Origin of the sequence: Flavobacterium crassostreae (assembly GCF_001831475.1) — a bacterium.
Classification (GTDB): domain Bacteria; phylum Bacteroidota; class Bacteroidia; order Flavobacteriales; family Flavobacteriaceae; genus Flavobacterium; species Flavobacterium crassostreae.
Map to the genome: position 1 here is coordinate 2,153,939 of NZ_CP017688.1, position 22,290 is coordinate 2,176,228.

A 22,290-nucleotide genomic window follows, 5' to 3' on the forward strand; every position below is an offset into this window, starting at 1 on the left:
AGTTAACCAATACGATAGCTTACGCTTGTTTGTTTGGCAAATTTACAAAATGTTAATGGTTGAAAAAGCTTCTTGATATAATTTAATTCCTCAATTAAATTTTTAATCAAATTCATCTATTAACAAAGTTATTTCCAAAAAATTCTTTAGAGCTTTTTAAAAGAGCTCAAGAATTTTTTAGAATAACTTTTATAATTAAAATTTCTAAGTAACTATTTTGAAAACTTCAATAAATCAACATAATGCATTTAAAATTAATAATTTTATTACGATTAAAATATATTACACTAATTTAATTTTATTCACAATAGCATTAAAAGAAACTAAAGACAAAAAAATCTAGTTTTAAAATACTATTTTTGAAGATTAACAGAATTATATTTAATGTCAACAAAGTTTTTTACGAATAAAGAGACTAATAGTCTAATTAACAAATTTGAAGGAGTTTTTAAAAACCAAAATGTACATTATTTTGATGCACTAATTGGCTATTTTAGAGCTTCCGGTTATTTCAATTTAAGACCTTTTCTTGAAAATGTACCCGAAATTAGAATATTAGTTGGTATAAATGTAGATGATTTATCAGCTGAAGCACAAAGAAAAGGGCAATTATATCTTGAGAATACTGATAAAACCAAAGAAGAGTATCTGAAATTTGTGGCAGAAGATATCGCCAAAGCGTCTTATAAAAAAGAAACAGAAGAAGGTATCATCCAATTTATTGAAGATATTGTTTCTAAAAAAGTAGTTATCAAAGCTCACGGAAAAAGAGCATTGCACGCTAAAATATATATTTTCAGACCTAATCCATTCAACGAACATACAAACGGAAGTGTGATCACTGGCTCGTCAAATTTGACAGAAGCGGGACTTGGAACGAACACAACCTCAAACTATGAATTCAATGTGCTTCTAAAAGACTACGAGGATGTTGTTTTTGCTACCAATGAGTTTGAAGAACTTTGGAGTGAAGCAACAGAATTACTCCCAATTGACATAAAGGGTTTAAAAAAGAAAACATATCTAAATGAGGAAATAACACCTTATGAGGTTTATATCAAGATGCTAATTGAGTATTTTGGAGATTCGATTATTCGTGATAAAATTTCAGGTAAAGATTTACCAGAAGGATATACCAACTTGCAGTATCAAGCAGATGCAGTTGTTGAAGGTTTTGACAAATTAATGAAGCATAATGGTTTTATCCTTGCCGATGTTGTTGGTTTGGGAAAAACAATTATTGCAACCCGTATTATTAAGAAATACATCGAGAAAAACGGATACAATACTAAAGTATTGGTTGTATATCCTAATGCTCTCGAAATCAACTGGAAAACTACTGTGAAAGATTTTGGTTTGAATAACTATATTCAATTTGTTTCAAATGGTAGTTTACATAAAATAATTGATGGTGATAATTTGAATTATCAAAATCCCGAAGAATTTGACTTAATTGTAGTTGATGAATCCCACAAGTTTAGAACTTCTAATTCTAATATGTATGGTCTTTTGGAGTTGATTTGTAAAACACCTAGAATATCTGTTGGTAACGATATTAACCGCAAGAAAAAGGTAATTCTTATTTCTGCAACACCACTGAATAACAAACCGGATGATATCGCTAACCAAATTTATTTATTTCAAGATGCAAGAAAATCGACTATTGAAGGTGTTCCTAACTTACAATCATTTTTTTCACACAAAGCAGAAGAGTATAAAAAATTATATAAAATAAAAAATCACGATGAACTGATTAGAAAGGTAAAAGAAATCTATCTGCCAATTAGAGATAAAATATTCACTGAATTAGTCATCCGTAGAACCAGAGCCGATATAAAAAGTATCAAACGATATAATGAAGATGTTGAAGCACAAGGAATGTCATTCCCTGAAGTAAAAGACCCTCAGAAGATAGAATATGTTTTTGATGACAAACTGGAAAAATTGTTTTTTGAAACGATTAGTAAATTAGTAGAAGATTTAGGATATTATCGATACAGAGCGGTAGAATTCATAAATGAAGAACACGCCGATTTATATGATAATGCTCAGTTAATTTCTAAGCAATTATCAATGATAATGAAGACCCAAATGGTGAAGCGTTTGGAAAGTAGCTTTTTTGCATTCAAAAGTTCTTTGAATAGGTTTTGTGTTTCAAATCAGCGAATGATTGAAATGTTCGAAAAAGATAAAATTTTTATAGCACCAGATATTAGTATTAATAAGTTATATGAAGATGGTAAAGAGGACGATATTGAAAGCATAATTGAAAAGTTAAATGAAAAATCGCCTAAAAACAATACATACGGTGCTTCCGATTTTGACCCACAACTTTTACAAGGATTAAAAAGAGACCAAGAGATATTGAATGATCTTTTTAGTCAATGGAATGTCATTGAATACGATCCGAAAACAACCAAATTTATTGCAACATTAAACGAAACACTGTTAGGTCCAAACAACTTAGAAAAGAAAATAGTTATTTTTTCAGAAAGTAAAGAGACTGTAAATTATTTAGCTAGAGAATTAGAAAATGTTGGTAGAACGGACGTATTAGCTATTAGCGCTGCAAACCACAAACAGAAGTTCAATACCATTCGTAAAAATTTCGATGCAAATTATCCCGAAAAACACGAAAACAATTATAACATAATTATTACTACCGAAGTATTGGCAGAAGGAATCAACTTGCACCGTTCTAATGTAATTTTAAATTATGATATTCCTTGGAATGCAACCCGATTAATGCAACGTATAGGTCGTGTAAATCGTATTGGTACAAAAGCAAAAGAAATTTTAGTCTATAACTTCTACCCAACAGCACAATCAAATGATTTAATTCAATTGAATGAAAAAGCACTAAAAAAATTGCAGGGCTTTCACACTGCTTTTGGAGAAGACAGTAAAATCTATTCTGAACAGGAAGAGTTAATTGAAAGTACTTTAGGTAATTTACAGCCTAAAGAGGAAGTAGATGAGCGTTTACAATACCTTGAAATAGTAAGAGAATTGTTTAATGACAATCATAATGAATACAAGCGTTTACGTGATTTACCAATGAAAAGCCGCGTTGGTCGTTTGGCAGCTACTAAAAATGAAATGGCACTAAAAGTAATGGGGCAAACCATTGAAAACGGAGTGTTGTGTTATTTAAGAAATAACATCAAAGAAGGCTTTTATGTTTGCAATGAAAAGAACTGTGTAGAAATTACTTTTATTCAAGCAGTTAAATTATACGAAGCAACTCCAAAAGAAAAAAGAACGGAATTAATACCCAATCATTTTGACGCTGTTAATTTAGCAACAGCACATTTCAAAAAGGTATATAATACCATTTTTACTACAGATGAGTATGATACTTCTAATCTTTCTGTACAAGAACGAAATTCAGTATTATTTTTAAGCAGTGTTATTGATTTAAAGAGAAGCTTCTCTAACGAGATTTCAGATGATTTTGAAGAGTTGTTAAAAACAGCTCTTAAAATTATCTATATGGGAGTATTTAGAAAATTCAGAAACGAAATAGCCACACTAGCCGCACGACAAAAAAAGAAAAAATTGCCTTTAGCAAAAATAATTTTAGAATTAAATGCGGTAATGAACAATTACCCTATCAAGCAGATTGCTAGAATGGATGCATTACGTTGGGAAAACGAAAAAGAAGAAAACAACCAATTCGAAGAGCCTAAAATTGTAATTACAGAAACCTTTGCCTAATGAAGAGAGAAGAACTTAAAGCCATAGTACAAAACGCATACACTCCAGAAAAGTGGATTAAAACCTTGCAGTTTCTTTCTGGGAGCAAAAACCTATTAACCATTTTATTAGAGCCAAAAGTGGTTGAAATAAAAAGTGCTAAAGCAAAAGAAATAGTTTCTGGAATAGTACAATTAGGGACATTAAAAACTACAGATGGTATTACTTTACCAATTTTTGATGTAACACTACAGGATGGTATAAAAATAGAATACAATCGTGTTGGAGTAAATGATTTACTTAAAAATCATATTCTAAAGGATGCTATTAAAGGGGCTATTGTTACTTTTCATTACAGACAAGAATACAATAAACCTGAATGGCGTTTCTCTTTCATAAGTAAATTTGGTAGTGATTATTTTGCTGAAGCCGAAAGTGTAGAAACCAACCCCAAAAAATACACTTACATTTTTGGAACTTCCGAAGAGCACAGAACGGCTTTAGAAAGACTATACAATCTTGAACAATCACTTTTCAAGTTAGAAAATTTCTTCGAAGCTTTTAATGTAGAACCAGTTTCTAATAATTTTTTTAAAGAATACAAGAATTTCTATAAAGACTTTGTACACGAATTAAACTCTAATCCTGCAAGTAGAGCTGTATTTGAAAGCAAAAAGCTTTCAGATGATGAAGTAGAAAAAAGGATAAGTAATTTTGTCAAACGATTACTTGGTCGCTTGGTTTTCTTGTATTTTCTTCAAAAGAAGAATTGGTTAGGTGCAAAGAATAAAAATTATGATGATGGAGATACTAATTTCCTATTTAATCTTTTCAATTATAATGATAATAGTAAAGATAATTTCTATCAAAAATGGTTAAGTAAATTATTCTTTAATGCACTCAACACACCTAACAGGACAAATGATGGTTTTAAAATGCCTAATGATGACAGCGTTTGGATACCATTTTTAAACGGTGGTTTGTTTGAAGAAAACCAAGAACCAGAAAAACACAGAGAATTAAAATTTCCACCAACTTTATTTGAACTACTTTTTAAGTTTTTCAATAGTTATAATTTTACCATTTACGAGAATAGCCCCGAAGACCATACAGTAGCGGTTGACCCAGAAATGTTAGGCCACATTTTTGAAAATCTGTTAGAAGACAATAAAGACAAAGGAGCTTTCTATACGCCAAAAGAGATTGTGCATTATATGACACAAGAAAGCTTGATTGAATTCCTAAATAACAATTTATCCCAATCAAGGGAAGACGTCGATGATTTAATAAAAAATCATAACTACGAACCTTTTAAGCAAGATTTAAAAAAAATAGACAAACTAATTGACAAAGTAAAAATTTGCGACCCTGCTATTGGTTCGGGTGCCTTCCCAATGGGTTTGTTACAAGAAATTTATACTTTAAAATCAATTCTGCATTATGCTTTAGATAAAAAAACAAAAGATTGGGAACCTGCCAAAATAAAAAGGAACATTATTCAAAACTCTATTTATGGTGTTGATTTAGAACCTGGTGCTGTTGACATTGCAAGGTTACGGTTTTGGTTATCATTAGTAGTGGATGAACCAATTCCACAACCATTACCAAATTTAGATTATAAAATTATGCAAGGAAACAGTGTTGTTGAAAGTTTCAATGGCATTGATTTAAGCAAAGTGGTTTATGGTTATACAACAAATATCACGGAACTTAACCGAGATTTGTTCGGCAATGTCAAAGAAGAACAATTAAATATAACATTTGGTAAAGCCGACATTAGCAACACTATTCAAGAGAAAACTAAAAAGTATTTTACGGCTTCTGTAGTAGAAAAAATAAAATTAAAGGATGATATAAATAATCTTGTTAATGAATTTATTGAGTATAATATTGAATTAAAAGAAAATCAAATAGACCGATTTATTCTTCAAATTGAAACCGAAAATAAAGACATTAATAAAAGAACAAAAACACAGGAACGTAAATATACCGAATGGTTAACCACTAAAGAAAATTTATTAGAAAGCAGAAAGAAACTAAAAGAAATATCAAAAACGGACGACAAACCATATTTTTTATGGCATCTGTTCTTTGCTGATGTATTTGAGAATGGTGGTTTTGATATTGTTATAGGAAATCCACCTTACATAAAAGAATACACCAATCGAAATGCTTTTGACGAATTTAGAAACACACCATACTACCAAGGTAAAATGGACTTGTGGTATGCATTTGCTTGCAAAGGATTAGATTGGCTTAAACAAGGCGGTATTCAGTGTTACATTGCACAAAACAACTGGATAACAAGTTCTGGAGCGTCTATATTACGGAATGAGGTTTTGGCTCATTCTGAAATAAAGACGTTTGTTGATTTTGGAAACTATAAAGTATTTCAAAGTGCTGGTATTCAAACGATGATTTATGTATTGAGAAAAACTATACCAAACGAAAAATATACCACTCGATATTCTAAATTAAATGTTGATAATTTAGATAAAATAGCATTAGACCTATTTTTAACATCAACAGATACTAATATAAAACACGATAATTTTGAAAAAATTGATTTTGAATTTATAACTGAAAATTATGTAGATGGATATATTTCGTTTTCAAATGATATTAATGTTAACATATTAAACAAGATTGAAAGTGTAAACCATTTCAAATTAAATGAAAAGGAAATTGCTCAAGGAATTGTACCAAATCCTGACATTGTTAATTCCCGAAACATAAAGAAGTTTTCGGAACTTGAAGTAGCTAATGGAAAAATTAATGTTGGCGATGGAGTTTTTGTTGTGAAAAAGAACACATTTGAACATTTAACTGAAACTGAAAAAAAATACATAAAGCCAATATTTGAACCTAAAGAAGTAAGCAGATATAAGTTTATTGAAAATTATGAATATGAAATATTATACATAACTAAACACAATTATAAAAATGATGCGCCAAATCTTCTTAAACATTTGCATAAATATAAAAGCATAATGGACGAGAGAAGAGAAAATCAAAATGGTAGATTAGACTATTATCATTTACATTGGTCTCGTGATGAAAAGTTTTTTAAAAGTGGAGAAAAAATATTGTGTGTTAGAAAATGTGACAAACCGACTTTTATTTATACTGAAGAGATGGCTTATGTTATGATGGCTTTCAACATCATAAAAACAGAAAGAGCTAATTTAAAGTTTTTGACAGGATTACTAAATAGTAAACTTGTTGCTTTTTGGTTGAAAAACAAAGGTAAAATGCAAGGACACAATTATCAAGTTGACAAAGAACCTATTTTAAATATTCCAATTATAAATACCGATAAACAAAAAACGGTAGCAACTTTAGTAGATTATATTTTATTAGTACATCAACCAGAACAAGCCGAGTTAATTAAATATATTGGAAATGATTTAATAATACACTCTATTGAAGAGGTTATAAATCAAGTAATTTATGAGTTGTATTTTAATGATGAAGAAGAAATACAAGAATTAAAAGTTTTAAGCTATTTAGAAGACCTAAAACCAATTTCAGCAAAATATACCAAAGCCGATAATCAAATTGTAATCGACTTTTATCATTGGTTAAACGAACAAAGAAACCCTATTAGAACCGTACTTTTAAAGGCAAATATTGTCAGTAAAAATATCATAGGAATAATTAATTCAATCGTTAGTTAATGAAAATAACAGAACTAATATTACACAATTTTAAGTTTTTTACCGGAACAGAGAACATATTAAAAATAGACTCAAAAAATGTACTTATTTGGGGAGAAAACGGAAGTGGTAAGTCATCAATATATTGGGCGATTTATACATTGCTTCAATGCAGTTATAAAAATAAGGATGGTATTGATGCCTATTTTACAGATGGTCACGAAAAAAACTTAATCAATATTCATGCAGATGCTGGCGACCCATCGTTCGTTCAAATGAATTTAGACAATGGTGCTAATTATAAAATAGCACTTGGCGACAGAAGCGTTATTGATGATGAAACAATTCAATTAAGTGCAGTCAGTAGTGACTTTATAAATTACCAAGTATTAGCAAGTTTTCTTAATTTTTACCACAGAGACAATCCTGTTTTATTTGGTATGTTTGAAGAAGAAGTTTTTAGATATTTACAGTTTGCTACAATCCAACCTTATGAATTTGCTTTTTATGATGAAGCTTGGGCAGAATTAGAAAAAGAATTAGAAAAAGATCCTGATACCAATCGTTATCCAAACAGACAATCAACAACAATACTCAATAAAACCAATCTAAAAAATGCTTTTAATATTCAATTAAAAACATTGATTGGAAATGCCACAACTACCGCAAACAGAATACTAAAAGATAATTTCAATTATGATATTGAAATCGAATTAGAATATCGAGAATATGATTTTGAAGTGCTAAAAGGTAATTCAGAAGTTGTCTATACTCGACCAGAAATATTTCTTAAAATCAGAAAGTATTATGGGAAAGAAGATGCTGTAAAAAAACCACATTCCTTTTTAAACGAAGCCAAAAAAACAGCTATTGGTTTAGCTATTAGATTGGGTATATTAGAAAGAAGATTACTTGATGACAAATTAAATGTATTGGCTTTAGATGATTTATTAATTAGCTTGGATATGAGCAATAGAGAAGTTGTTTTAAAATTACTTTTAGAGGAATATCAAGAAAGATATCAATTGTTAATTTTTAGCCACGACAAACAATTTTTCAATATAGCCAAACACAAGATTGAAAATAGTGCAGATAAAGCCAAGTGGCTATTTTGGGAGTTTTATGTAAACGAAAAAGACCCTGCAAAACCACAACCTAAATTTTTTGATAGTAAAAGTCAGTTAGCAATTGCTTACAGCCATTTACAAGAGAATGATTATCCAGCAGCAGCAAATTATTTAAGAAAGTATTGTGAAGAGATTATTGAAAAGTATATACCTGAATATTGTTATGCAGTCATTACTAAAGAAAAATCAAATAAAAACAATACGTTAGATAGTATGTTGACTAATTCAGCTATTTTTTTAGATAGAATAAATCAACCAATTGCAAAGGCTCTAATCGTACATATAAAACAATTTGTTGAAATGATGTTAAATCCTTTATCTCACACAGAAAGAGGAATTGATAGACATAAGGGTGAAATTAAAGCTGTTATAGCTATTTTAGAAAACTTAGAAGTAATCTTATCACAGATAAATTTTAAAAAGACTAACATTTTGCCAATAAATACGGAACTTTTTTTAAATCTAATTAAGGATGCAAATAATACTTTTAAAATTCAAATCAATTTAAGAGAAGATTTATTCATTTACGATGACAACGGAACAGTTAAATTATCTAAATGTTTGACAGATAGTATTCAATATTCGCATTACGAAACTGGACAAGAAGATAAAACCGGGGAATTCAAAATGCATCAAAATAAAGAGCTGGAAGCATCATATAATGATATTACAACATTCCATGCAATAAATGTTCCGTTAATCGCTAATTGGGAAACATTATTCACATTAAGTGATGGCACAACATTAGTAAATTTAATGGTATTATGATTAAAAACACAAATACTTTAATCGATTTTTCTAATCTTGCTCAAACTATCCTAAACCAAGAAACGAGGTATCAAGCCAATAAAAAGATGATTCAAGCTATTTTTAAAACACCAAGTGTTACTTTTAAGATACTATTCAGTTTCGGTTAACGGTTATTGATAGTTATTATTCTACTCAAATGAGTAAGCGTTTGTATGGTATTGAAGATATTGCAAACGAATTACTTAAATACAGCGATGATACTTTAATACTTGAAATTGCTATATTTTTACAAAACCCAACAGAAGGCATAATAAAAGCTTCTTCTTCATAATTTTATCATACTCAGAAGAATAGTCGTTTGAAGCTATTTCAACCAAAATCCCAGCTCTTTTTCCGTGTACTAATACAATTGCTTCTCTAATGATTATTGGGTTAGAGTTTAAAAAATATAAACAAAATTGTTTACATTTGTAGTATGAATACATTAATAGAAAAATACAAAGGCATCCACCCAGGAATACTATTGGAACGCTTACTTAAGAAAAAAGCGATTTCACAGCGTCCTTTTGCAATTTCTATTGGTGAACATCCGCAAACATTAAATGCCATCACTAAAGGCAAAAGGAAGCTCAATATAGCTCTGGCTTTAAAGATTGAGGAAAAATTAAGTTTAGAAGAAGGATCTCTTGCTCTTTTACAGACCTATTTTGACATCAAAGAAGAAAAAAGCAAAACAAAGCAAAATACTCCAGATCTAACGCTTTTAAGAAAATCTTTATTTTGGGATACTGACATTTCTAAAATAGATTGGCAAAAACAAAGCATAGCAGTTATCAAACGAGTATTTGAACGTGGTAATGCTATTGAAATGAAAGAAATTAAACGTTTTTATAAAAGTGATCAAATAAAAAAAGCACTTGATGAAACAATTCGTAAGCCTTACACTATTTACAAAAATAAAGAAAACATCTAATGCTATATTATAATACTGTAAACGGTTTATTGAAAAATAGTTTAATAAAATTAATGCAATCTGATGTATTCAATGATTTTAGGCTTGTTGGTGGTACAGCATTGAGTTTACAAATTGGTCACAGAGAATCGATTGATATTGATCTATTTAGTGATTCAGAATATGGAACATTAGATTTTAATGCCATTGAAAACTATTTAAAAGCAAACTTTGAATATGTCGATTTTTCAAATACAATTCCAGCAATAGGAAAGTCTTATTTTATTGGAGAAAACAAAGATAACACGGTAACACTTGATGTGTAATTACACTGATTCATTTATCCAATCTCCTATTGAAGTTGATGGTATTAGAATGGCAACTATTGAGGAAATTATTGCAATGAAAATTGATGTTGTACAACGAGGAGGAAGAAAAAAAGATTTTTGGGACTTACATGATTTATTGCAATCATACAATACCAATCAAATGTTAGATTTATATGAACTTAGATATCCTTATACACATGTTGTATGCTATAATAGAAAAACTGAACGATGAAAAAATATTTATTAATTATTTGTATGTTAATTGCAATTTCTTGCCAGAAGAAAGCAAGCGTCAAGGAAACAAACATTGAGAATTCAACATTACCAAAAAATGAAAATAGAATTGTAGAAACAATTTCCGAAAAGAATACAGATATTGAAAGTGTACAAAATATTGACCGACCAAAACAGAGTGAAATAATAAAATCGAAATATGATTCTAAATTACTTTTTGGAATTTGGACATATGACCCAAAAGGTCCACATGCAGATTTTGAATTGACTAAAAAATCATTTTATGTTGTAGACTATGATGGTGATGGAGATATGCCTTACATAATAAACCAAGATACAATCAGAGTTTACTACAATGATTATGTTAGTGTTGGTATAATTAAAAATGCTACAAAAGACACTTTGAAAATTGACTGGGACGAAAGCGGAATAACAAATTATGTTAAGTGGAAAGGATAATTACAGCATACAACAGCCATTTAGCAATATTGCGAATTTTGTGGTGAATTCACGTTTACGTTTCGCAAGAAATTTTATCTTTAACAGAAAATAATCCGTTACGAAGTTCGCAACATCGCTAAGTGGCGAAACGTTAGTGGCAAGTTTGGCGCAGAAGAAGAACGAATATATATATGGTTAAAATACAAATGATTAACCACCTGAAAAATGCATAATATAACTCTTATTTCAACTAATCATAAGGAAAGTGGAAAATGTAATTCTGATGAATTATATAAAATCATCGAATCTATAAATCCAGAAGTGATTTTTGAAGAACTGCCAAGCGAAAGGTTTGATGACTATTACAATGGTATTCTGACTTATGAAAGTCTTGAAGTAAAATGTATCAAAAAGTATTTACAAAACTATAGAATTAAACACCTCCCAGTCGATATTGCTAATCCAAATCGGTCTTCCATTGAAATTTTGATGTTTGAAAAATTTGAAAGAGACGCTGAATATATAAAATTAAAGAGCGAACACAACTTATTAAAATCACATAAAGGTTTTGGTTATCTCAATAGTGATAAATCTATAGATTTAGTTAAGAAATGGACTCTTGTAGAAAAAAGAATTTTAGAATCTGCTACAAACAAAGATATGTTTCTTCATACATACGAATTATTTTTCGAAGATGTTTATAATCGAGAAAATGCAATGCTTCAAAATATTTACAATTACAGCAAAGAAAATGAGTATAATCAGGCTGTATTTTTACTTGGTTGCGGTCATAGAAAATCAATAATCGAAAAAATTATAGAATGTGAAAAAAAGTCAGAAATTAAATTGAATTGGACGATATTTGGTAACGAATAAAAAAACTGCCACTAATAGCCGTTACACGAGATTTGGGCATTTGGCTTAATTTAAAAAAGGTTCTATATTTGGAAAATTTGTGCATAATGAAAAAAACTTGCATCTTTAATCCCAAACCTCGTGTAGCGCCAGAACGATAGGGAATTAATCATCCAAAACTTCACATCCTTTCAACAAGCGGAAGAAGATTTTAATCCTATTTGTTTCAAAGGTAAATATTGGGAATTTATAAAGGAAGATTTTGAAGAAGTCATTAATGAGTTTAAAAAAGCATAATTTCTTTTTGACAGCTTTAATACAGTTTTTCTATTATGAAACATCCCCAGTCTACTTTTCATTAACTTCAAATACCTGGCTTTCATTTCAGTAGAAAGAAAAGAAATATCAAGCAGCCCCTTCCATTTAGGAGTTGCTTTTATCTTTAAATTTACTTTCCATATACTCCTGATAAAATCAAAACGACTTTTTTACTTTTATAACAATAAAACACCCTTAAATTATATTGAAACACATATAATTTAGGTCTAAAAAATTATTTTATATTGAAATACATATAATATATATTTTTTTACTATTTTTATATCCAAAAGCATATAATATGGATTCAATTGCCAATTTTGTAAAAACAAGACGTAAACAAGCTAATCTTACTCAAGAAGAGTTTGCTATGAAAGCAGGTGTTGCATTAACAGTCATTCGAAAAATAGAACAAGGCAAAGAGAATTTAAGCTTGTCTAAAGTGAATCAAGTTTTAAAAATGTTTGGTCATTCTGTAGGTCCAATAATTGAAAAGTAAGATGAGACAAGCTATAATAAAATATAATAATCAAAGAGCAGGGGTATTAAGCGAACAAGATAGTGGAGAATATAATTTTGTTTACGATACTGAATATTGTGCAAATCACCCCGACGACTTTATTACTTTTAATATGCCCGTACGCACACAAACCTATACAAGCAAGTATTTATTTCCTTTTTTTGATGGGTTAATTCCTGAAGGCTGGCTGTTGAATATAGCTGCAGAAAGTTGGAAAATTAATAAAAATGACCGAATGGGATTGTTATTGGCTTGTTGCCAAAATAGTATTGGTGCGGTAAGTGTTCACCCTTTAATTCAAAGTGAAAATGCGTAGATGTTTGTATTGCTATCAGGAACTTGAAGATGATAATAACGACTATTATCACGCAAAATGTAATAAAGCATTTTATGGTACAAGTAAAGCTCCAAGTCTTCCCTACCGATTAGAAGATATGGCTAAACTTGCAAAAGAAGCCATTGAACTATCCATAACCGTTCCTGGTGTACAGCCAAAATTATCTTTGAGTTTAATACAATCAAACTTAGAAGAGGGACAATCAGGACGTTTAACTATAATGGATGCTCTGGATGGAAATTACATTTTAAAACCACAAAATCAGTTATATGAGCAAATGCCTGAGAACGAGCATTTATCTATGAAATTAGCTGAATTATTTAACATTAACGTAGTTCCTCATAATTTGATTCCCTTGGCTTCGGGCGAATTGTGCTATATAACAAAGCGTATTGACCGACCAGCTCCCAATGCTAAAATACATATGATTGATTTACTGCAAATAGCAGAGCTTGAAGACAAATATAAAGGAACAATGGAAATGGTAGCTAAAACAATAGGAGAATTATCTGCAAATACCCTGCTAGACAAATTGCGCTTTTTTGAATTGGCAGTTTTTAATTATATCATTGGAAATAATGATATGCACTTGAAAAATTTCTCCATGTGGCATCCAAATTTAAGCTGGGAACTATCGCCTGCCTATGATCTATTAAATGTAAAAATCATATTACCAAAAGATGATGAAGATACAGCTTTATTGTTTGGAGGAAAAAAGAAAAATTTTACTAAAAAATATTTTGATCGATTTGGAGCTGTTTTAGAATTAAATGAAAAACAAGTTAATTTTGTCTACATGAGATTAGAAAAATGGCGTCTAAAAGCAATTGAACTTATTCAACAATCTTTTTTGGATGATGAAAAAAAGGACAATTACACTGCATTAATCGAGAAAAGGACACAACTATTTCTTTCTGAAAAATAAATTATAATTTATTTTCACTAGCACTAAATAACACAATAACGACAAACAACTACACCTTTCGTACACCTCTACCTCTCCCATTCCTTTAATTATAAGGATTATTACTTATTGTATCGGGAAGTAATAAGCACTTTTGTTAGTGATGATGCCCAAAGTATAGCAAAGCGATTAGGAATCATTTTATTTCGCTTATGTATGATATTTACAGCCATCCGTAAGTTTGACACAAAGGACCATCACATAGAAGTGTATTGCTCGGATAGTGATTTTGAAACCGCTTTAACGCTAATAAAAACCTATTTGCAGCACAGTATCATTATGTTCGAAAACTTACCAAAACAAGAAGAAGGCGGTGTTTTTAAATCAGGGCAAAACAAAAAATTATTCTTTGATGCCCTACCCCAAAGATTCAGTCGTGGAGAAGCAGTTGAGATAGCTAAAAATTTTAATATAGCCGAAAGAACAGCGGGCACTTTTCTAAAATCCTGCTTAGGTAAATACTTACAACAGCCTGAATATGGGGTGTATGAAAAAAATTAGTTATTCAAGACACAAAAAAACACTACAAATTAATTCAAATTTTATATACAATCACCCATTTTTTAAATGATAAATATCACTAAAAGTAGGTATAGTAAAATCCTACAAAATAGTGTTAATTTGCTTTTCACCTACAAAAACAAATTAAATACTTAATAAATCAATTCAAAAAAGGAAGCGCTTTATGGTTTCCATCATTAATGCTAATAAAATATTCAATACTTTAGCAACTGAATTTGTAAAAATTCGTAAAAACATTTCTTAAATACCAAACAATACCAATGGCTAAAATAGATACTAGCACTTTTGAACAAAAACTCTTTAAATCAGCAGATAAACTGCGTAAAAATATTGATGCTGCCGAATACAAACATGTAGTTTTAGGTTTAATTTTCTTAAAATACATCTCTGAATCTTTTGGAGAATTATACGAAAAACTTCAAGCCGACCAATATTCAGACCCTGAAGACAGAGACGAATATCTAGCGAAAAATACATTTTTTGTGCCTAAAGAAGCACGTTGGAGCCACATTCACGCCAATGCGAAGCTTCCAACCATTGGGCAAACCATTGACGAAGCCATGCAAGCCATTGAGAACGAAAATAAAGAACTAAAAAACGTACTCCCTCAAGTTTACGGTAGAGCCAATCTCGACAAAACATCCTTAGGGGAATTGATTGATTTGATTTCGAACACCGAGCTTGAAGCCGAAAACCTAAAATCGAAAGACCTTTTTGGGAGAGTGTACGAATACTTTTTGGGAGAGTTTGCCAATGCCGAAGGTAAAAAAGGCGGACAATTCTATACCCCAAAATCAATTGTGAAATTGATGGTCGAAATGATCGAACCCTACAAAGGCCGTGTCTATGACCCTGCAAGCGGTAGCGGTGGTATGTTTGTTATGAGCGAAAAGTTTGTTACAGAACACAGCGGAAACATCCAAGACATTACCGTTTATGGACAAGAAAGTAACCAAACTACTTGGAAACTGTCTAAAATGAATCTTGCCATTCGCAACATCAACTCCAAATTTGTGGCGTGGAATACCGAAGGTACATTCCTGAAAGATGCCCACCCCGACTTAAAAGCCGATTTCATATTAGCCAACCCACCTTTTAACCAAAGCGAATGGGGAATGGATATTTTGCAAGAAGACGGTCGCTGGAAATACGGCACACCACCAAGCGGAAACGCCAATTACGGCTGGATGCAGCACATGTTGTACCACCTTGCACCACGAGGCGTTATGGCAACGGTTTTATCTAACGGTTCGTTGAGTTCTAATACCTCTGGCGAAGGCGAAATTCGTAAAAACTTAATAGAAAACGATTTAGTAGAATGTATTGTAGCCTTACCGAAACAATTGTTTTACAACACCGGTATTCCCGCATGTATTTGGTTTTTACGCAGAGAAAAAGCCAACCACAGCCGTGAAGTACTGTTTATTGACGCTAGTGAACTAGGTTTTATGAAAGACCGAGTACACCGTGATTTGGCTCATGAAGACATGGACTTAATTACAACTACGTATCACAATTGGCGTAAAAGTGAAAACTACCACAACATCAAAGGTTTTTGCAAATCTGCAACTATTGCCGAAATAGAAAAACACAACCATGTTTTAACACCAGGGCGTTATGTAGGCATTGAAGCCGTAGCAGACGACGGAATCCCTTTTGAAACCAAAATGGAAGCATTGACTACTACCTTAAAAGAACAAATGGACAAAGAAGTAGCACTGAATAACGAAATAGCTACACAATTAGCTAAAATTGGATTATCGTTATGAGTGAAGTGAAAAACATACCTGAGGGTTGGGTGGAATCATCCTTGAGTGAAATTGCCCTAGTAAATCCAAGAGAATCAATATCTAAAGGATCTATTGCAACAAATATTCCAATGGACTGTATAGATTCATTTTCAAAAAAGATTCAACGCTATTATTCAAAAGGATTTGAAGGCGGTACAAAATTTAGAAACGGTGATACTTTATTAGCAAGAATAACACCTTGTTTAGAAAATGGAAAGACCGCTTTTGTAGATATTCTTTACGAAAATGAAATTGGATTTGGATCAACTGAATATTTAGTTTTTAGAGAGATTAAAGAAAAAAGCGATAAGCATTTTATATATTATCTTTCTATTTCACCAAGATTTAGAGAAATTGCAATAAAAGCAATGAGTGGAACTTCTGGAAGACAGAGAGTTCAAACAGATATGCTAATAAATCACAAATTTTATCTTCCAAAATATGAAGAACAAAAATCCATAGCCGCAATCCTAACCGCTTTTGATGATAAAATTGAATTACTACAAGCCCAAAACAAAACCCTAGAAGAAACGGCACAAACTATTTTTGCTGAATGGTTTGGGAAATATCAAATTGAGGATGAATTGCCTGATGGTTGGAGAGTTGGGAAGTTATCAGAAATAGCAAATTTAAAATCTGGTTTTGCATTTAAAGCAGAAGATTTTATTGAAGAATCAAATTATAAAGCAATAAAAATTAAAGATTTAAAAGGAAATGGAAACATTAGTTTAACTGATGTTTCAGCAATTACCGAAGAGATTACAAAATTGGACAGAGTTCAATATTTCAAATTAAATGAAGGAGATATTTTGTTAGCAATGTCTGGAAATACTACAGGTAAGATTGGTGTTTTACCATCATCAGACAATGAAATTTATTTAAATCAGCGAGTTGGTAAATTTTTTATGAAGCAAAATAAATACAATAGCTTCTTGTATAATTTTTTAATGTCTGGTTCTTTTGAAGAGAAAATATTAGCTATGGGATACGGAAGTGCTCAACCAAATATCAATCCAAGTCAGATTGAAAATATTGAGATTATATATCCTGATGAGACCAAAATGATTGATTATTTAAATATTTCAAATCCAATTTTTGAAAAAGTATTAAAAAACAACACCCAAATCCAAACCCTCACCAAAACCCGTGATGAATTATTACCAAGATTAATGAGTGGAGCCGTGCGGGTAAATGAATTTAAAAAATAAACCTATGAAAGATAAATCTATAATTCGTTCTTCATCGGCAGAATATCTAACATTTATTGCCGCAACTGGCCAAGGTGGTGTAGAGGCAGTTTATGCAGATGAGAATATTTGGCTTTCCCAAAAAATGATGGGAGCGTTATATAATGTAAATGTAAGAACCATTAACGATCATCTTCAAAAAATATTTAACGACAGTGAATTGCAAAAAGATTCAGTTGTCCGAAATTTTCGGATAACTGCCACAGACGGTAAAAACTATAACACACAGCACTATAATCTCTCTGCAATTATTGCAGTGGGTTACAAAGTAAATTCAGAACGAGCCATACAATTCCGAAAATGGGCAACAACAATCGTACAAGAGTTTACCATAAAAGGGTTTGCCATGGACGACGAGCGGTTGAAAAACGATGGCACTATCTTGGGTAAAAAATATTTTGAAGAGCAATTGCAACGCATCAGAGAAATACGGTTGAGTGAACGAAAATTTTATCAAAAAATAACCGACATATATGCAACTGCCATAGATTATGATTTGAATGCAATAAGTACCAAACGTTTTTTTGCAACGGTTCAAAACAAACTACATTGGGCAATACACGGTAAAACCGCAGCCGAAGTTATTGTAGATAGAGCTAACCACCAAAACGAAAACATGGGATTAACCACATGGAAAGATGCTCCAAAAGGTAAAATTCAAAAATTTGATGTAAGTGTTGCTAAAAATTATTTATCAGAAAGCGAAATGCAACAATTACAACGTTTAGTGTCTGCTTATCTTGATATTGCTGAAGATATGGCAATTAGACAAATACCCCTAACTATGGAAGATTGGGAAAGTAAATTGAATAAATTTATTGAAGCTACCGATAGAGAAATATTGCAAAACACAGGCAAAGTAACCGCAGAAATTGCAAAAGCGCATGCCGAAACCGAATTTGAAAAATACAGAATAATTCAAGACCGATTATTCGAAAGTGATTTTGATAAGGCAATAAAACGATTACAAGACAATGAATAATTTAACCGAAAACCACATAGAACAAGCACTAATTGGGCAATTGCAACAGCAAGGCTACACCTATTTTTATGGTCCTGATATCGCACCTTACAGCAACAATCCCCAAAGAGAAAACTTTGCTTCGGTTGTTTTAGAGAATCATTTTAAGGATTGTTTGAAAAAACTAAATCCTAACGTACCTGAGTCGGCTCGAGTGGAAGCATTTCAAAAAGTCATAAACTTGGGTACCGAAGATATTATGGAAAACAACGAACGTTTCCATAACCATCTAACCAATGGCGTTACAGTAGAATATACAAAAGGCGAAAATACTATTGGTATTCCGGTTACATTATTAGATACTGAAAATATAGAGAATAATAGTTTTTGGGTTGTCAATCAATTAGTAGTCAAAGAAAACAACACCGAAAAACGGTTTGATGTTGTACTATATATCAACGGTTTACCCTTAGTTTTTATAGAATTAAAAAATGCTGCCGATGAAAAAGCAACAGTACTAAAAGCATTTCAACAAATACAAACCTATAAAAAAGCGGTTCCTAGTGTTTTTTATTACAATGCACTTTGTATCATTTCTGATGGTATCGATGCCAAAGCATCAAGCGTCTCTGCTCCTTTTTCCAGATATTTACCTTGGAAAGCGCCTAAGCATAATGACAGCGAAGTAAAAACCGAGTTGCAAATTCTAACGCAATATATGTTAGATAAAAAAACGTTGGTAGAACTCATTCGCTACTGTACTGTTTTTGAATCGGACGAAATAAAAGACCAGAAAACAGAATTAATTTTTCAAACAAAAGTTAAAAAAGTAGCGGCTTATCATCAATATTACGCAGTGCAAAAAGCCGTAGCACAAACCATACGAGCGACACACAGTACAGATGGCGACAGAAAAGCAGGTGTAGTTTGGCACACACAAGGAAGTGGAAAGTCATTAACAATGGTTTTTTATAGCGGACAAATTATTACGCATCCACTAATGGAAAACCCAACCATTGTAATGCTTACAGACCGCAACGATTTAGACGACCAATTGTTTGGCACCTTTGGTAATTGCGTGGGTTTACTGCGTCAAAAACCCATTCAAGCCCAAAATAGAGAACACATTAAGGAACTATTAAAGGTTTCGGGTGGTGGCGTAATCTTCACTACTATTCAAAAATTCTCTCCAGAAACAGGTAATGTTTACGATACTTTATCCGAACGAACTAACATAGTTGTAGTTGCTGACGAAGCGCACCGCAGTCAATATGGTTTTGCAGGAAAAGAAGTTGAGACCGAAAAAGGTATGGAAACCCGCTATGGCAATGCAAAGTATTTGCGTGACGCCTTGCCTAATGCTTCTTACATAGGGTTTACGGGAACGCCAATAGAAAAAGAAGATAAATCAACACCAGCAGTTTTTGGGGATTATATTGATGTTTATGACATCAAGCAAGCCGTTGACGATGGAGCAACAGTGCCTATTAGTTATGAATCCCGTTTAATAAAAATTAAACTAGACGATGCGACCACAGCAACCATCGATGCTGAAATTAATGCCATCGCTGATGCTACTGAGGAACAATTAGAAAAAGCCAAACAGAAAGTGGCTACTATTGATGCAGTTGTAGGGCATCCAGACCGTTTGAAGGATATTGCCAAAGACATCGTTACCCATTTTGAAAAACGTCAAGAAGTGTTTGAAGGAAAAGCGATGATCGTTTGTATGACAAGAACGATTTGCGCCAAGCTTTATCAAGAAATTATAACCTTAAAACCAGATTGGCATAATACCGATCAAGACAAGGGGAAAATAAAGGTTGTAATGACCAGCACTTCAGATGATGTTGCATTGTTACAACCACACCATACCACAAAAAAACAGCGTAAAGATTTAGCAACAAGGATGAAAGATCCTAGCGATGAACTAAAACTCGTTATTGTTAGGGATATGTGGCTTACTGGATTTGATGCACCAAGTTTGAATACGATGTATGTTGATAAAAAAATGCAAGGTGCTAATTTGATGCAAGCCATTGCAAGAGTAAACCGAGTTTATAAAGACAAACCAGGAGGATTGATTGTAGACTACATTGGTATTGGTCAAGATTTAAGAAATGCGATGGCAATTTATTTGCAAAGTGGCGGTGAAGGAACACCAATATTTGATATTAAGGAAGCTATTGCAGGGATGAAAGAGAAGTTTGAAGTGGTAGAGCAAATGTTTAATGGCTATGACTTTAAAGTGTATTTTAAATCAGAAACCGCTCAAAAGCTACAAGTATTATTAGGAGCTCAAAACTTTATTCTTTCGAGTGAAAAATTAAAAGAACGATTCTTAAAAGAAGTAACTTTGTTATCAAGACTATTTGCAATGTCTATCCCTAGTCCTGATGCTGACAGGATTAAAAATGGTGTAGCGTTTTTTCAAGCCGTAAAATCAAGAATAAATAAGTTTTCTAGTAATGGCGTGAAATCAGATTATGAAGTAGAAACCGCTATAAAACAAATCGTAGACGAGGCACTTTCAAGTGATGGCGTTATTGATATTTTTGAAGCTGCAGGAATCAAAGCGCCATCTGTTGGTATTCTATCCGATGAATTTTTGTTGGAAGTAAAAAACATGCAACAAAAAAATGTTGCGTTTGAACTACTCAAAAAATTATTAAGTGACGAAGTAAAAGTTCGCAAAACAAAAAATCTAGTTCAAGGAAAAAAGTTTTCTGAAATGCTAGAATCAGTTGTAAAGCGGTATCACAACAATCAGATAGACTCAGCACAAGTTTTAGCAGAGCTCTCAGATATTGCCAAAGAAATGCAATTAGAGGATAAAAAGTCAGATGATTTAGGTTTAACAGCTGCCGAATATGCTTTTTACAGTGTTTTAAAAGACAATGACTCTACATCTTTCTTAGAGGATGACAAAATGAAAGATTTGATTCATACTATAGTTGATGTAATCAGAAAAAATGCAACAGTAGATTGGAGTAAACGAGATGACGTAAGAGCGCAATTGCGATTAACAGTAAAGAAAATCTTAATGCGTTATGGTTATCCTCCAGACGTTGCTAAAATGGAAGCGGACAGAGTAATTGCTCAAAGCGAAAGCTTGGCAGATGTTTTTTCCAGACAATAATATTCAACAAGTTTAGATTTATCACAATCGGATTTGATTCGTAATTTCATATTAATGGACTTACCTCCAAAAGACCAAAACAGAATTTTTGAAACCATCTGGAACCCTATTGAAGAAAATGCAAAAGACCTAATAAAACAAAGCTCCTTAGTTTCAGAATTCATAAGAGATTACCTAACGCTACGCAATAAGAAAATACCCAATAAAAACAAAGTTTACGCAGAGTTTAAAAGCCTGTATTCAAACAAAAAAGAGGATGCTTTTTTGACCCCTATAAAACAAGACTATTATTGAAAAGTAAACGTTAAGTTTCTATATTACATAAATTAAATGCGGTGAACAACAACCCTATTCATCGCATTTTTTTGGCAGAAATTATAAAAACATCCCCATTCTACTTTCCAACAAATCCAAATATTTCTCCTTCATTTCAATGGAAAGAAAAAAAATTT

18 protein-coding genes are annotated in these 22,290 nt (G+C 31.7%); all 18 read left to right on the forward strand.

Annotated features, from left to right (window positions below; genetic code table 11):
* The first annotated feature begins 384 nt into the window (after positions 1-384).
* The 18 genes from LB076_RS09680 to LB076_RS09760 all read left to right on the forward strand — a co-directional run bounded on the left by LB076_RS09680 (position 385) and on the right by LB076_RS09760 (position 22,132).
* The gene (locus tag LB076_RS09680; protein ID WP_066330879.1) at positions 385-3,717 is read left to right on the forward strand and encodes a helicase-related protein; all 3,333 of its coding nucleotides are present in this window, start codon (positions 385-387) and stop codon (positions 3,715-3,717) included.
* The gene (locus tag LB076_RS09685) at positions 3,717-7,373 is read left to right on the forward strand and encodes an Eco57I restriction-modification methylase domain-containing protein (protein ID WP_066330881.1); all 3,657 of its coding nucleotides are present in this window, start codon (positions 3,717-3,719) and stop codon (positions 7,371-7,373) included. Before LB076_RS09680 ends, LB076_RS09685 begins: the two co-directional genes overlap by 1 nt.
* A complete protein-coding gene (locus tag LB076_RS09690; RefSeq protein WP_066330883.1) occupies positions 7,373-9,247 on the forward strand; it encodes an AAA family ATPase in 1,875 nt (624 codons plus the stop codon). Before LB076_RS09685 ends, LB076_RS09690 begins: the two co-directional genes overlap by 1 nt.
* 178 nt (positions 9,248-9,425) lie before the next feature.
* Complete coding sequence (locus LB076_RS14130; protein ID WP_255308024.1) at positions 9,426-9,560, forward strand: hypothetical protein; 135 nt, start codon at positions 9,426-9,428, stop codon at positions 9,558-9,560.
* Between the two features lie 144 nt (positions 9,561-9,704).
* Positions 9,705-10,202: a helix-turn-helix transcriptional regulator gene (locus LB076_RS09695; RefSeq protein ID WP_066330895.1), complete on the forward strand. Its 498-nt coding sequence runs from the start codon at positions 9,705-9,707 to the stop codon at positions 10,200-10,202.
* 53 nt (positions 10,203-10,255) lie between these two features.
* The gene (locus tag LB076_RS13985) at positions 10,256-10,507 is read left to right on the forward strand and encodes a nucleotidyl transferase AbiEii/AbiGii toxin family protein (RefSeq protein ID WP_198402039.1); all 252 of its coding nucleotides are present in this window, start codon (positions 10,256-10,258) and stop codon (positions 10,505-10,507) included.
* A 76-nt stretch (positions 10,508-10,583) separates the two neighbouring features.
* Positions 10,584-10,742 carry a hypothetical protein gene (locus tag LB076_RS14175; protein WP_425598071.1) on the forward strand — a complete coding sequence of 53 codons (159 nt, stop codon included), beginning with the start codon at positions 10,584-10,586 and terminating at the stop codon, positions 10,740-10,742.
* Entirely contained in the window at positions 10,739-11,203 is a 465-nt protein-coding gene (locus LB076_RS09710; protein WP_066330908.1) for a hypothetical protein, read from the forward strand. Before LB076_RS14175 ends, LB076_RS09710 begins: the two co-directional genes overlap by 4 nt.
* A 207-nt stretch (positions 11,204-11,410) precedes the next feature.
* Entirely contained in the window at positions 11,411-12,061 is a 651-nt protein-coding gene (locus tag LB076_RS09715; protein ID WP_066330910.1) for a hypothetical protein, read from the forward strand.
* A gap of 598 nt (positions 12,062-12,659) precedes the next feature.
* Positions 12,660-12,857 carry a type II toxin-antitoxin system Y4mF family antitoxin gene (locus LB076_RS09720; RefSeq protein WP_066330912.1) on the forward strand — a complete coding sequence of 66 codons (198 nt, stop codon included), beginning with the start codon at positions 12,660-12,662 and terminating at the stop codon, positions 12,855-12,857.
* A gap of 1 nt (position 12,858) precedes the next feature.
* Positions 12,859-13,194, forward strand: a complete 336-nt coding sequence (locus tag LB076_RS09725) for a HipA N-terminal domain-containing protein (RefSeq protein ID WP_066330914.1) — start codon at positions 12,859-12,861, stop codon at positions 13,192-13,194.
* Positions 13,187-14,140, forward strand: a complete 954-nt coding sequence (locus LB076_RS09730; protein ID WP_176699263.1) for a HipA domain-containing protein — start codon at positions 13,187-13,189, stop codon at positions 14,138-14,140. The genes LB076_RS09725 and LB076_RS09730 overlap by 8 nt, the downstream gene beginning before the upstream one ends.
* 195 nt (positions 14,141-14,335) lie before the next feature.
* Positions 14,336-14,680, forward strand: coding sequence for a hypothetical protein (locus LB076_RS09735; RefSeq protein ID WP_066330917.1), 345 nt, complete (start codon positions 14,336-14,338; stop codon positions 14,678-14,680).
* Between the two features lie 281 nt (positions 14,681-14,961).
* A complete protein-coding gene (locus LB076_RS09740) occupies positions 14,962-16,470 on the forward strand; it encodes a type I restriction-modification system subunit M (protein WP_066330919.1) in 1,509 nt (502 codons plus the stop codon).
* Complete coding sequence (locus LB076_RS09745) at positions 16,467-17,699, forward strand: restriction endonuclease subunit S (protein ID WP_066330922.1); 1,233 nt, start codon at positions 16,467-16,469, stop codon at positions 17,697-17,699. Before LB076_RS09740 ends, LB076_RS09745 begins: the two co-directional genes overlap by 4 nt.
* A gap of 4 nt (positions 17,700-17,703) precedes the next feature.
* Positions 17,704-18,720, forward strand: a complete 1,017-nt coding sequence (locus LB076_RS09750; RefSeq protein WP_198402041.1) for a virulence RhuM family protein — start codon at positions 17,704-17,706, stop codon at positions 18,718-18,720.
* Positions 18,713-21,838: a type I restriction endonuclease subunit R gene (locus tag LB076_RS09755; RefSeq protein ID WP_066330928.1), complete on the forward strand. Its 3,126-nt coding sequence runs from the start codon at positions 18,713-18,715 to the stop codon at positions 21,836-21,838. The genes LB076_RS09750 and LB076_RS09755 overlap by 8 nt, the downstream gene beginning before the upstream one ends.
* Positions 21,839-21,892: 54 nt before the next feature.
* Complete coding sequence (locus LB076_RS09760) at positions 21,893-22,132, forward strand: hypothetical protein (RefSeq protein WP_066330930.1); 240 nt, start codon at positions 21,893-21,895, stop codon at positions 22,130-22,132.
* The last annotated feature ends 158 nt before the right edge of the window (positions 22,133-22,290 follow it).